This window comes from Kushneria indalinina DSM 14324, from assembly GCF_003385845.1.
GTDB lineage: Bacteria > Pseudomonadota > Gammaproteobacteria > Pseudomonadales > Halomonadaceae > Kushneria > Kushneria indalinina.
On sequence record NZ_QRDJ01000007.1, the window covers coordinates 636,124 to 649,363 of the forward strand.

Sequence of the window (13,240 nt, forward strand, 5' to 3'; positions counted from 1 at the left end):
CGCGGCCTCCTTTAGAGATGACACGTATGATACGTGTCAGGAATGGATCAGCACGATGGCTGTCATGGATCCCATTATCGACACCCCCCCAGCCGGCGGTCAACCGGCATGCGCTGGGCGGTGATCATCAAGAGTGACAGATAAAAACAGTGATAGGCTGATAGGCGTGGTGTCCCATGACCCCGTTATTCCGCCGTTGGGGAGAAAAGCTTGCCGCGTCGTCTTCTGAATACGTCCCGCCTGAGTCTGGAAAACTTTCGACGCGAACTGGCGAGCGTCGATGCACTGCCGCAGCTGTGTCTGCTGGCGGTCATTTCAGGTGCGCTGACAGGCGTCATCATGATTGTCTTTCGGGAGCTGATTGAACTGGGAGCGCTGGGGCTGATGCCCGAAGGGCGTACCGAGGCCTTTGAGGATCTGCCCGTCATGGTTCGCATGGGCCTGCCGGTCATCGCCGTCGTGTTGATCGGGCTGGGGCTCGGGTGGCAGAAGAAGAGCGCGCGTCGACTCGGCATTACCCATGTCATCGAGCGCTTCTCCTACCATCAGGGCGTCATGGCCCGTGACAACTGGTTCAATCAGTGGTGGGTCGGCGTGGTCTCGCTGCTGGGCGGGCTTTCCGCCGGGCGCGAAGGGCCGGCCGTTCATCTGGGGGCCGGGGCCTCAGGCTGGATCGGTCAGCTGCTCAAACTGCCACACAACAGCCTGCGCGTGCTGGTCGGCTGCGGCGTGGCTGCCGGCATCTCGGCGTCTTTCAATACGCCCATCGCCGGGGTCATCTTCGCCATGGAAGTGGTGATGATGGAGTACACCCTGACCGGCTTCATGCCAGTGATGCTGGCCTCGGCCACCGGAGCGGTGATCACGCAGCTGCATTTCGGCTCGGCGCCGGCCTTCATGCTCCCCAGCGTTATTGAGCCGCGTCTGCTTGATATTCCGTGGCTGCTGCTCATGGCACTGGCGGTTGGCGTCATGGCCGGGGGCTTTATTCGTCTGGCGTGCATGGGCGAGCGTCTTGTCCGGGTGCCCTGGGTCCTTCGCATTCTGATCGCCGGCGTGCTGACCGCGGCGGTCGCCCTTTTTTATCCGCAGGTGCAGGGCATCGGCTATGACAGCGTCGAAACGATTCTGGCCGGTCAGGCAAGCCTTGACGTACTGCTGGCGCTGGCGCTGGGCAAGCTGATACTGACCGCCGTGACCGTGGCCTGCGGTATCCCGGTGGGGATCGTGGGGCCAACGCTGGTGATTGGTGCCGCGGCCGGTGCGCTTTTCGGGCTCGGGGCGTCGGCGCTTTTGCCCTCGATGGCGGGTGAACCCAACCTGTATGTGATGATGGGCATGGCCGCCATGATGGGGGCGGTGCTGCAGGCGCCGCTGGCAGCCATCATGGCGCTGCTGGAGCTGACGCACAGCCCTGATATCATTTTATACGGCATGCTGACCGTTTTGAGTGCGGCGCTGACCGCGCGCCTTGTCTGGCGCACCCAGGGCTTTTTTGTCATGCCCCGTCAGGGCAGCACCCAGCATCCTCTGCAACAGCCTCTGATGCAGGCCCTCTCAAGGGTCGGGGTCGGTGCCGTCATGGATCGCAGCGTCACCGTGACCGCCGCCGTCATTACCCGCGAGCGGGCCCGGGTGATCCTGGATGCCCGGCCGACATGGCTTTTGATTCACCGTCAGGGCGATCAGCAAAAGGCCGATCGTGAACCCGGCAAGGCGCCGCTGGCCCTGCTGGCGGCAGACATGGCACGTGCCATGGAAGAGGAGGATCAGACCGGTGTGGATCAGGAGGGCGATGGCAGCATCAATCTGCTGGAGATTCCCGGCAAGCGACTGGAACTGGCTCCCATCGATCTGCAGGCTACGCTTTCCGAAGCCTTTGCCTGTCTTGATGACCAGAGGGTGGATGCTCTCTACGTCAGACACATTACCGCGCCGATGATGCATCGGGTTTCAGGTATCATCACGCGTGAAGCCATTGAAAACTATTATCACTGATGGGCACTGACACCATCAAAACGACCTGACCACTGTTACTGAGGATGTCCCTATGTACGCCTGGGTTCTGGCCCTTCATATCATTTCATTTACGTGCTGGTTTGCCGCGCTCTTTTATCTGCCGCGGCTTTTTATCTATCACAGCCATGCGCTGCGTCAGGATGACGGCCAGGGCTCGACCCGCTTTCAGATCATGGAACGCAAGCTCTACAGCGCCATCATGACACCGGGCATGATCCTGACGCTGGTGTTCGGGATATGGCTGGTGGCGCTTGATTTCCAGGTCTACCTCACCGCGGGCTGGTTTTACGTCAAGGCCGTACTGGTCGTTCTTCTGATTGGTTTCCACCATATCTGCATGGCGCACATGAAGCGGTTTGCCGCCGGTACCAACCGCCGCGGAGGCACCTATTACCGCATCTTTGGCATCGTCCCGGCGCTGTTGCTGATCGCCATCGTCATTCTTTCCGTGGTCAAGCCGTTCTGATGTCCCTGCCCTGCGTACTGGTACTGGCCGGTCATGACCCGACCGGCGGTGCCGGGCTGATCGCCGATGCCGAGGCCGTTCGCGCCATGGGCGGCTGGGCGTTGACGGTGCCCACGGCGCTGACGTGCCAGACCACCGTGGATGTCCAGAACGTCATGCCGCGCCCGGGCGAGGAGATACTGGCCACCGCCCGGGCGCTGCTTGACGACTGTGATATCCGTGCCATCAAGGTCGGGCTGATTGCCGATCTCTCTGCGCTGGAGGCGGTCATTGAACTGTGCACGGCGCATCCACATCTGCCCATCATTATTGACCCGGTGCTCAAGGCCGGGGGCGGGCGCGAACTCTCCGGTCAGACCCTGATGGCCGCCTTCGCCAGGCGGCTGTTGCCGCTGGCAAGTTTGGTCACGCCCAACCTGCAGGAACTTGCCCGGCTGTCGGGGCTGGCTGGCGAGGACCGGGACGCTGCTGCTCAGGCGCAGCGGATGCTGGCCACCGGCGCGGGTGCCGTGCTGGCCACGGGCGCTGATACGGCCAGCGAGCGTCAGCAGGCCTGCGTGGTTCATCGACTGTACACACCTGATGGCATGCGGGAGTGGTCATGGCCGCGCCTGCCGGGCAGCTATCACGGTTCGGGATGCACGCTGGCCAGCGCCACGGCGGCGCTGCTGGCCCGCGGCGAGCGGCTTGAAAGTGCCTGTGAGCAGGCGCAGCAGTTCACCTGGCAAAGTCTTGAAACGGCGCTGATGCCCGGACGCGGCCAGTACATTCCCGACCGCCTGACCGGGCGATTTCATTTACCCAATCAGGGGAGCGCGACATGACCCAGTGGAAGCAGGGGCTTTATGCCCTGACCGATGCGCAGCTGATGCCGGATGACGCCACGCTCATCGACCGGTGCGAGGCCGCGCTCAGTGCCGGTATTGCGCTTTTGCAGTACCGCGACAAGTCCGGTGATGAAGGACTGCGCGAGCGTCAGGCACGCGCGCTCAAGGCGCTGTGTGATCACTACGACACGCCCTTGATCATCAACGATGACGCGGCACTGGCCTGGCGGCTGGGGGCTGGCGTGCATCTGGGTCGCAGCGATGGCTCGATTGCTCGGGCCCGCAAGGCGCTGGGTCCTGACGCCATTATCGGCGCGACCTGCCAGGATAGCCTCGAGTTCGCCGAGCAGGCTGCGCGTGAAGGTGCCAGCTATCTGGCCTTTGGCCGCTTTTATCCGTCACGGACCAAGCCCGATGCGCCGCCAGCGGATCTATCGATTCTGGCCCGTGCCGCCTCTTTTGAGCTGCCGCGCGTGGCCATCGGCGGTATCGATGCCGACAACATCGACGCCACGGTCGAGGCCGGTGCCGATCTGATTGCGCTGGTGCACGGCATTTTCGGCCATGATGATCCAGGCGCTGCGGTGCGCCGGCTCAACCAGAGTTTCGATCGATAATGTCTTTCAGGTTGTCCACAGCCGGTCTCGGTAAGTGCTGCCAACCGGGTGTGGATAACACGAAATCTGCAGGTCGCCCGCTTCGGGTCCGGCCTGTGATCTCTTTTTCCACAGGAGCGCGAAGATGGATCTCATCACTTCCGAGACGCTTTTCACCCGCGCCGGGCACCGCATCCCCGGTGGCGTCAACTCTCCGGTGCGTGCCTTCAAGGGCATGGGACGTGCGCCCATGTTCGTGTCACGCGCCCGCGGGCCCTATCTCTTTGATGTCGAGGGCCGACGCTATATCGACTATGTCGGCTCCTGGGGACCGATGATCACCGGCCATGCCGATCCGGACGTGCTCAGCGCCGTGCGCGATCGACTGGAAGACGGCCTCTCCTTTGGCACGCCCACCGCCGTCGAGACCGACATGGCGGAGCTGATCTGCGAGATCATGCCGTCGATCGACATGGTACGCATGGTCAACTCGGGCACCGAGGCGACCATGTCGGCGGTACGCCTGGCGCGCGGCTATACCGGGCGTGACAAGATCGTCAAGTTCGAGGGCAACTACCACGGCCATGTCGATTCGCTGCTGGTCAAGGCAGGCTCGGGGGCGCTCACCCATGGTGAACCCAGCTCGCCGGGCGTCCCGGCCTCGCTGGCCGAGCATACCGTCACGCTCTCCTACAACGATATCGACGGCGTTCGCGAGTGCTTTCGCGAGATCGGCGATCAGGTGGCCTGTGTGATCGTGGAGCCGGTGGCCGGCAACATGAACTGCATTCCGCCGACGCCGGGCTTTCTGGAGTGTCTGCGCGAGGTATGCGATGAGGCCGGCACCGTGCTGATCTTTGACGAGGTCATGACCGGCTTTCGCGTAGCACTGGGTGGGGCCCAGGCCTTCTACAACGTCACGCCGGATCTGACCTGCCTGGGCAAGATCGTCGGTGGCGGCATGCCGGTCGGGGCCTTTGGCGGCAAGCGCCACATCATGGAGTATCTCTCGCCGCTGGGACCGGTCTATCAGGCCGGCACGCTCTCGGGTAATCCGCTGGCCATGGCTGCCGGGATCGCGCTGTTGAAAAAGGTACGCCAGCCCGGGTTCCACGAGCGTCTGAGCGAACGCGTCAATACCCTGTGCGATGGCCTTGAGCAGCGCGCGGCGGCGGCCGGCGTGCCGCTTCTGACCCATCGCGCCGGCGGCATGTTCGGCATATTTTTTACCGATCAGACCGAGGTCAACGACTTCGCGGCGGCCACCGGCTGTAACGTCGAGCGCTTCAGGACTTTCTTTACGGCCATGCTGGACCGCGGTATCTATATGGCGCCGTCCCCGTTCGAGGCCGGCTTCATGTCCAGCGTCCACGAGGATGAGGACATCAACGCCACGCTCGAGGCCGCTGAAGCCGTGTTTGCCACCCTGAGCTGAACTCCGGCGCCCGTCAGGGCGCCATGTCACGCCCACCGGTCGTTTCTTCGGCGGGCGAATTTTCCTTACTGATCCGGAGTGAGTCCCTTGAGTCAGTCACTGATCAGCGCGCTGAGAAGCGGCCGGTTTTTCAATCATGACGTGTCCAATCTGCAGGTGTATGAGACCCATATCTCCTGGGTCATTCTGACCGGTGATCACGCCTACAAGATCAAGAAGCCGCTGGATTTCGGCTTTCTGAATTTTTCGACGCTGGAACGACGTCGACGTTTTTGTGAAGACGAGGTGCGGCTCAATCGCCGGCTGGCGGGTGATCTCTATGAGCAGGTGGTGCCCATCAGCGGGACACCCGAGGCGCCCGTACTGGGCGGTGAGGGCGAGCCCTTCGAGTATGCCGTATGCATGCGTCAGTTCGACAATGCCGGGCTTTTCTCGACGCTGCAGGCCAACAGCGAGCTGACCCGCACCATGATGGATGACATGGTGGATCAGCTGGTTGCCTTTCATCAGCGCGCCGAGCGCGTGCCGCCGGACAGCGCCTTCGGCACGCCGGAGGCCGCCTATGCGCCGGTGGTACAGAACTTCGATCAGATCCGGCCGCTGCTGGAGGACCGGCAGGACATTTATCGCCTTGACGAGCTGGCCCAGCGCGCTGAAGAGCTTTATCAGCGCCTTGCCCCGGTACTGACCCAGCGCCACAGGGAAGGTTTCGTGCGGGAAACGCACGGCGACGTTCATCTGGCCAACGTGGTACAGCACGAGGGACGGGCGTTGATCTTTGACTGCATCGAGTTCAACGATGACCTGCGCTATACCGATGTCTGCTGCGAGCTGGCCTTTTTGCTGATGGATCTTGAGGCGCGCGGCGAGCATGCGCTGTCCAGCCACGTGCTCAATCGCTATCTGGAAGGCAGCGGGGATCACGAGCTGGTGCGGCTGCTGCCCTGGTACAAGGCCTACCGGGCCATGGTGCGGGCCAAGGTGGCGCTGTTTCGCCTGCAGCAGCCGGATCTGCAGCCGGCAGACCGGGACGCGGCGCTGTCGGACTATCGCAGCTACATCGCCCTGGCGGAGCGCTACAGCGAGATCGACATTCCCTGGCTTTTGATCAGCGTAGGCGTCTCCGGCAGCGGCAAGAGCCGGTTTACCGAGCAGGTGGTGCGCTCGCTGGGCGCCGTCCGCCTTCGCTCCGACGTCGAGCGCAAGCGTCTTGGTGAGCTGTCCCCTGATGCCGACTCGGGGTCAGACGTGGGGGGAGGCCTCTACAGCGATGACATGACCCGCCGGACCTACGAGCGGCTGGCGAGCTTGAGTGGCACGTTGATGGAAGCCGGCTATCCGGTCTGTATTGATGCCACCTCGCTCAAGCGCTCACAGCGTGACCGGTTGCGACACGAGGCCGAAAAGCGTGGGCTGGCGGCGCTTCTGATCAGCTTCGAGGCCGATGACGACACGCTGCGCGACCGGCTCAGGCGACGTCGGGACAAGCGCGGTGAAGTTTCGGAGGCGGGCATTGAGGTGCTGGATCACCAGCTCGCCTCGCGTGACGCCTTCGGCGAGGATGAGCTGGGCTATCTGATTCATCTGGATACCACGGCCGAGGATGCCAATCTGACGCTGGTGTCGCTGATCAGGGAGCGACTGCGTCTGAACTGACTCAACCCGGCCGTCTGGTTCAGGCCGTGTCCCGGCGCGTACGGGGCGCGGCCACGACCGCCGTGGGCTGCTGGCGCAGCAGATTCAGCGCCTGTGCCCGGTTTCTCACCTTGAGCTTGCGAAACACGTGGTACAGGTGCGATTTGACCGTGTGTTCACTGATGGACAGTCGGTCGGCGATATCCAGATTGCTGGCACCGCTGTCGAGCAGTCCCAGAATTTCATGCTCGCGCGGGGTCAGACTTGCCAGCGGCAGCTGCTCGTCATGCTGGCGATGCCAGTAGGCGCACAGCAGACGCTCCATCAGCGGGCGTGACAGCCACATCTCCCCCTCAAAAAGCTTGCGAATTCCCTTGCTGATCAGCTCCAGGGAATCCCCCCGATAAAAGATACCGTGCAGCGGCATTCGCATCATCAGGGCGACCGCGCGGTCCTCATCACTCATGTTGAAGGCCGTGAAGATGGCGTCCTCGTACTGGCCGAGCTGCTGTGTCCACTCGCGCAGTACGGATTCTTCCAGATGGTCATCGTCAAGCAGCGCCACGACGCGGCAGTGTCTTAGATGCTCGGGCAGTTCGGGTGGCTCATCGGTCGGCAGTTGCTGCACATGGCAGTCCAGCTGTTGACGCAGGTAGTCCAGAAACAGCTCATTCTGGGGGCTGCTTTTGGTCACCATGATCAGTGCAGTATTCGTCACATCCATGAAAGTGGCCCTGGTAAAGAGTATGAAGGCCTTCAGACACCCGATAGCGATCAAAACAGGGGGATGTGCCGAAGTCCGGCGCGCCGGACAGGGCACCCTTTACGCTAAGTAAGATTAAGTAAAAAAATATACAAAACAACTACTTAAAAGCACTTAAGGTTCAGAGCTGATTAAGCTCTTACGACTAACGTTCCAGGTCGATCAACAAGAACGCAATATCGGTTCGGGTGATCGTACCGATAGCCGACGCAACCGGGGTACTGAAGATGACCCTGATTATAGGGCGATCGATTTTTGAATGAGAGCGGTCAAAACGTGCATCTACATCAAATGGCGCATTGTGCACAGGAAATTGCGTTAGAGGATGTATTTGAAACGGATCGCTTACAGCCCTGTAACAAAATAGAGGAGCGCTGGATGCGTTTTGTCGAGAGATTGTTGCTGGAAAATCAGGCCTGGGCCAGTGAAATCACACACCGCGATCCGAACATGTTCGATCGCTTGAGTGCCGGACAATCCCCGGAAGTGCTCTGGATCGGCTGCTCTGACAGCCGTGTTCCTGCCGAGCAGCTTTGTAATACATCACCGGGAGAAATGTTCATTCATCGTAACGTTGCCAACCGGGTCTGTCCGCACGAAACGGGTTTTATGAGCGTACTTGAATACGCCGTTGCTGTATTAAAGGTGCGTCATATCATTGTCTGCGGCCATCATCGTTGTGGTGGTGTGGGGGCGGCAATGACAGATGAAAATACCGGTCTTTCTCATCTCGATCATCATCTGGATGCCATCCGTGATGTCAGAAGAAGGCATGCTGATGAGCTGTCTGAATTAATCAGTGAGCATGGACGTCTTGATCGGCTGGTGGAATTCAACGTAATCGATCAAATCAGGACACTGAGTGAAATGCCTCTGATTCAGTCGCACTGGTCGCACCATCAGCGTCCCACGATTCACGGCATGGTCTATGCCCTGGAAACGGGCAGACTGCGTGAAATTCAGCGCTGGGAAGGTGAGCACTGCCACGCGTCCCAGTCAGGCGCCGTGCAGACCTGCGATGATGCCATGTGTCATGAAAGGGGGGCGGTCTCATGAGCAAGGCGCTGTCATTGAAGACACTGCCCCAGGACCTGCCTGCCGGTGTCGTGGTCTTTCTGGTTGCCATTCCCCTGTGCCTGGGCATTTCGCTGGCTTCCGGCGCGCCACCGCTGTCCGGCCTGATTGCCGGTATTGTCGGCGGTATTGTGGTGGCGTTGTTCAGCGGTTCTTCCTTGAGCGTTTCCGGCCCAGCCGCCGGGCTGACCGTGATCGTGTTAAGCGCGGTCGAGCAGATCGGGCTGAGCGGTCTGTTCGTGGCCACGGTGCTGGCGGGCATTCTGCAGCTGGTGTTTGGCTTTCTGCGCCTGGGCAGGATCGGCGCCTTTGTGCCTTCGGCGGTGATCAAGGGCATGCTGGCCGCCATTGGACTGATCCTGATTCTTAACCAGATCCCGCTGGCGCTGGGGCTTGCGCAGGACAGCGATGTGTCGCTTTTAAACGTCGGCGCGCTGCTGGCGGGGCTGTCACCGGTGGCGCTGGCCATTGCCGCCGTATCGCTGGCTATCCTGATCAGCTGGGAGCAGCCGTTCATGCCGGCGGTGATCAAGCGTTTTCCGGCACCGCTGATGGCAGTTCTGGTCGCCATCGCCATGGATCGGATGGCGTTGTCGATGGGGCTGCCCGGCGCGCTTGATGCCGGTCAGCGTATCTCCCTGCCCGGTCTGGGTGGGCCGGCGGATTTCATCGATCAGCTGCAGCTGCCGATATTGTCTGATCTGCTCAAGCCGCAGGTCTACATGACAGCCGTGACGCTGGCGCTGGTGGCAAGCCTTGAAACCCTGTTGAGTCTCGAGGCCGTGGACAAGATCGATCCGCTCAAGCGTCACTCACCGCCGCACCGCGAGCTCAAGGCGCAGGGAATCGGCAATATTGTCAGTGGCATGGTCGGAGGGCTGCCGATCACGGCCGTGATCGTGCGCAGTTCGGCCAACGTGCAGGCGGGCGGGCGGACACGCCTTGCAAGCTTTGTGCATGGCGTTTTGCTGCTGTGCAGTGTGGCGTTTGTGGCCGGGGCGCTGGAGTTCATTCCGCTGGCGTGTCTGGCGGCTGTGCTGGTACATACCGGCTACAAGCTTGCCCGGCCGGCCACCATCCTTGCCCACTATCATCAGGGCTGGCAGCGCTTTGTGCCCTTCGCCGTGACGGTCGTTGCGATCATGGTCACCAATCTGCTCGAAGGCGTCATCATCGGTTTTCTGTGCGGGCTCTATTTTCTGGTGCGTGCCAACTATCACTCGGCGGTGTCATTTACGCGTCATGACCAGTACGCCCTGCTGCGCTTTCACACCGATATCTCCTTTCTCAACCGCGACAAGGTGCGCTACTACCTGGATGACATCACCGATGGCAGCCATCTGATCATCGATGCGCGCGAGGCGGGCTTCATTGACCCCGATATTCAGGAGGATATCGATAACTTCGTCTATTCGTCGCACGAGCGCGATATCGTCGTGGAGCTCAAGCAGGTCAACGGCATGACGGCAAGCTATCCTGCCCTGCGCGCGTCAGGATCGCCGACAGACAGTGACATGGCGCCTGCAGCCCGGCCCGCCTAGGCACGCAGCCCGCCCCGGGCAGGCATTAAAAAGGGCGCCCCCGGCATCTGTCTCCGGGGGCGCCCTTTTCGTGCCGTGATACCGGCAGGAAGCGCGTCGTCAGGCGTCAGACGATGTACTGCGCGACGCCGGTGGCAGGGGGGCACCGCCCAGATTCTGGCGTACCCAGTTCATGGCCTGGATGCGATTGCGTACCTTGAGCTTGCGAAAGATGTTGTACAGGTGCGACTTGACCGTATGTTCGCTGACAAACAGCTGGCCTGCGATTTCGGTATTGGACGCCCCGGTACCCAGCAGCCGCAGGATCTCGAGTTCGCGATGCGTCAGACCGTTGGCCGGGCGGAAGGCATTGATCTGCTGGCGACGATAGAAACGGATCAGTCGCGTCATCAGATTGCGCGACATCCACAGCTCCTCGTTGATCAGCTTGGCAATGCCCTTGCAGATCAGGGCCAGCGAATCGCGGCGGTAAAACACGCCCTGCAGACGAAAGGTGGTCGCCAGATTGACGGCCTGGTTTTCGTCGGCAAGGTTAAAGGCCGCAAGCGTCAGACTGTTGCTTTCACTGGCGGCGCTCTCTTCCCAGTGATACATGTCCTTTTCATCGACGTGATCGGCATCCAGCAGCACAACACGCTGTATATCATCTTCTGCCGGCACCGCATCCCGCGGCGCCAGCGTTTCTACCTCACAGCCGATCCTGTCCCGCACGTACTGCATGAACAGCTCGCTTTGCGGGTTGATCTCGGTAACCAGCAGTACGGTTACCTTCTTTTCACTTTCCACGTCACTATCCACGGTGCCCCCTTGATGCCCGTTCATCAGCTCATGTTGTGACAGCCAACGACGAGGCTTTGCTCAAGCTTACTCCGAAACGGCGTCTGGAGCATCGCTCAGGCAGGCGCTGTTTTGACGGTCAATTCGTTGGTTAACATCACACTATTTGTATCACGCCAGGTATGCTTCGGTCGGCCAATCCGCAACAATATGTTCCAGTGTGATGACATGGCGCTTTAAAATGGGGTCGTCAATCACACTAGGGGATCATGCCTTATGTCTGCTACACGCTCTCTCGTTGTCGCCAGCAACAATGCCGGCAAGCTGCGGGAGTTCCGCGAGCTGCTGGAACCGCTGGCATGGGAGATCACTTCTCAAGCCGATCACGGTATATCGGCCGCCGAGGAGACCGGCTTGACCTTTGTTGAAAATGCCCTGCTCAAGGCGCGTGCTGCCTGCCTGGGCAGCGGGCTGCCGGCGCTGGCCGATGACTCGGGACTGGCCGTCACCGCGCTGGGCGGTGCGCCCGGCATTTACTCGGCGCGCTACAGCGGCGCTCAGGGTGACGATCAGGCCAACAACGACAGACTGCTCGAGGCGCTTGCCGAGGTGCCCGAGGGTCAGCGTGGCGCGCAATACCATTGCGTGCTTGTTTATATGCGCCATCCCGAGGATCCGGTGCCCATTATTGTTCAGGGCAGCTGGCCGGGAGAAATCCTCTCCCTGCCGCGCGGCGAGGGCGGATTTGGTTACGACCCGCTGTTCTGGGTGCCCGACCAGGGCCTGAGCGTGGCCGAACTCTCTCCCGATCTCAAGAACCGGATCAGCCATCGCGGTCGTGCACTCACCGCCCTGCTCGAGCAGCTGGAGCGCTGATGCTGTCCCTGCCGCCCCTGGCGCTCTATATCCATGTCCCATGGTGCGTGCGCAAATGTCCCTACTGTGATTTCAATTCCCACACGCTCACGGACGCTCTGCCTGAAACGGCCTATATCGATGCCCTGCTGGCGGATCTTGACGCCGAGATGGCCAATGTCCAGGGCCGGGTGCTGACCTCGATTTTCATCGGCGGCGGCACCCCCAGCCTGGTCAGCGGCGCCGGCTATCAAAGGCTGCTGGCCGGCATTCGCGAGCGCCTGACACTCGCACCGGATATCGAAATCACGCTGGAAGCCAACCCGGGCACCTTCGAGCGCGAGCGCTTTGCCGATTTTCGCCGCGCCGGCATCAACCGTCTCTCGGTGGGCGTACAGAGCTTTGACAACGAGGCGCTGGCGCGGCTGGGGCGCATTCATGATGCGGGCGAGGCCGTGCACGCCATTACCACCGCGCGCGAGGTCGGCTTTGACGAGGTCAACATCGACCTGATGCACGGCCTGCCGGGCCAGACCATGGCCAGTGCACTGGCGGATATTGACCAGGCGCTGGCGCTTGAGCCTTCGCATCTGTCCTGGTATCAGCTCACGCTCGAGCCCAATACGGCCTTTTATTCGCGCCCGCCCGAGCTTCCCGAGGAGGACGTGCTGGCCGATATTCAGGATGCCGGCCAGGCACGCCTTGAGGCGGCCGGTTTTCAGCGCTACGAGATTTCGGCGTGGTCACGCCCCGGCCATGAGGCGCGCCATAACCTGAACTACTGGCGCTTTGGCGATTATCTGGGCATTGGCGCCGGCGCGCATGGCAAGATATCCCGGCCGGGCGACCAGGGGCTGGAGATCGAGCGGCGCTGGAAAACGCGTCAGCCCGAGACCTATCTGGCGCGCCATCATGACCCGCGGGGCTTTATGGCCGGCAGTCGTGTGCTGTCGCGCGATGAAAAGGGGCTCGAGTTTCTGATGAACGCTTTGCGCCTGAGCGATGGCGTGCCCGGAGAACTCTGGCGGCGTCACACCGGGCTCGACGAGGCGCGTCTGGACGCTCACACTAGAGCGCCCATTGCACGCGAACTAATGCTTGAGACGCATGCCCGCATTCAGGCCACCCCGCTGGGGCTCTTGTTTCTCAACGATTTGCTGGCGCTGTGCGATGATTCGGTTCTGGCCCGCTCATGACGGGTCACACGGCAGGGCAGCAACGGCCCTGCAGGTTCAGGAAGGTCGGGGATATG

12 protein-coding genes are annotated in these 13,240 nt (G+C 61.4%); 10 read left to right on the forward strand and 2 right to left on the reverse strand.

Features of this window, described 5'->3' with window-relative positions:
* Nucleotides 1-210 precede the first annotated feature (210 nt).
* From C8D72_RS09610 to C8D72_RS09635, 6 genes are all read left to right on the forward strand, one after another.
* Nucleotides 211-1,998: a chloride channel protein gene (locus C8D72_RS09610; RefSeq protein ID WP_115854185.1), complete on the forward strand. Its 1,788-nt coding sequence runs from the start codon at nt 211-213 to the stop codon at nt 1,996-1,998.
* A 52-nt stretch (nt 1,999-2,050) separates the two neighbouring features.
* Nucleotides 2,051-2,485 carry a protoporphyrinogen oxidase HemJ gene (gene hemJ, locus C8D72_RS09615; protein WP_115854186.1) on the forward strand — a complete coding sequence of 145 codons (435 nt, stop codon included), beginning with the start codon at nt 2,051-2,053 and terminating at the stop codon, nt 2,483-2,485.
* Entirely contained in the window at nt 2,485-3,309 is an 825-nt protein-coding gene (gene thiD / locus C8D72_RS09620; protein WP_170140559.1) for a bifunctional hydroxymethylpyrimidine kinase/phosphomethylpyrimidine kinase, read from the forward strand. The genes hemJ and thiD overlap by 1 nt, the downstream gene beginning before the upstream one ends.
* A complete protein-coding gene (thiE, locus tag C8D72_RS09625; protein WP_115854188.1) occupies nt 3,306-3,929 on the forward strand; it encodes a thiamine phosphate synthase in 624 nt (207 codons plus the stop codon). The genes thiD and thiE overlap by 4 nt, the downstream gene beginning before the upstream one ends.
* A gap of 124 nt (nt 3,930-4,053) precedes the next feature.
* On the forward strand, nt 4,054-5,343 hold the full coding sequence (gene hemL / locus C8D72_RS09630; protein ID WP_115854189.1) for a glutamate-1-semialdehyde 2,1-aminomutase: 1,290 nt from the start codon (nt 4,054-4,056) through the stop codon (nt 5,341-5,343).
* Nucleotides 5,344-5,421: 78 nt separating this feature from the next.
* A complete protein-coding gene (locus tag C8D72_RS09635) occupies nt 5,422-6,999 on the forward strand; it encodes a bifunctional aminoglycoside phosphotransferase/ATP-binding protein (protein ID WP_425453274.1) in 1,578 nt (525 codons plus the stop codon).
* Between the two features lie 19 nt (nt 7,000-7,018).
* On the opposite strand, the gene C8D72_RS09640 is transcribed toward C8D72_RS09635, so the two are convergent.
* Nucleotides 7,019-7,702 (reverse strand): response regulator transcription factor, encoded by a 684-nt coding sequence (locus C8D72_RS09640; RefSeq protein WP_115854191.1) that lies wholly within the window; start codon nt 7,700-7,702, stop codon nt 7,019-7,021.
* A gap of 417 nt (nt 7,703-8,119) precedes the next feature.
* Here C8D72_RS09640 and C8D72_RS09645 point away from each other — a divergent pair, with 417 nt between their 5' ends.
* Both C8D72_RS09645 and C8D72_RS09650 read left to right on the forward strand, forming a co-directional pair.
* The gene (locus tag C8D72_RS09645) at nt 8,120-8,797 is read left to right on the forward strand and encodes a carbonic anhydrase (RefSeq protein WP_170140560.1); all 678 of its coding nucleotides are present in this window, start codon (nt 8,120-8,122) and stop codon (nt 8,795-8,797) included.
* Nucleotides 8,794-10,356, forward strand: coding sequence for a SulP family inorganic anion transporter (locus tag C8D72_RS09650; RefSeq protein WP_115854193.1), 1,563 nt, complete (start codon nt 8,794-8,796; stop codon nt 10,354-10,356). The genes C8D72_RS09645 and C8D72_RS09650 overlap by 4 nt, the downstream gene beginning before the upstream one ends.
* Before the next feature lie 99 nt (nt 10,357-10,455).
* Here the strand turns inward: C8D72_RS09650 and C8D72_RS09655 are convergent, their stop codons facing one another.
* Nucleotides 10,456-11,154 (reverse strand): LuxR C-terminal-related transcriptional regulator, encoded by a 699-nt coding sequence (locus tag C8D72_RS09655; protein WP_245955212.1) that lies wholly within the window; start codon nt 11,152-11,154, stop codon nt 10,456-10,458.
* Between the two features lie 255 nt (nt 11,155-11,409).
* Between C8D72_RS09655 and rdgB the strand changes: the two genes are divergently transcribed.
* Nucleotides 11,410-12,009: an RdgB/HAM1 family non-canonical purine NTP pyrophosphatase gene (rdgB, locus tag C8D72_RS09660; protein WP_115854195.1), complete on the forward strand. Its 600-nt coding sequence runs from the start codon at nt 11,410-11,412 to the stop codon at nt 12,007-12,009.
* Nucleotides 12,009-13,184 (forward strand): radical SAM family heme chaperone HemW, encoded by a 1,176-nt coding sequence (gene hemW, locus C8D72_RS09665; protein WP_170140561.1) that lies wholly within the window; start codon nt 12,009-12,011, stop codon nt 13,182-13,184. The genes rdgB and hemW overlap by 1 nt, the downstream gene beginning before the upstream one ends.
* Nucleotides 13,185-13,240: the final 56 nt, after the last annotated feature.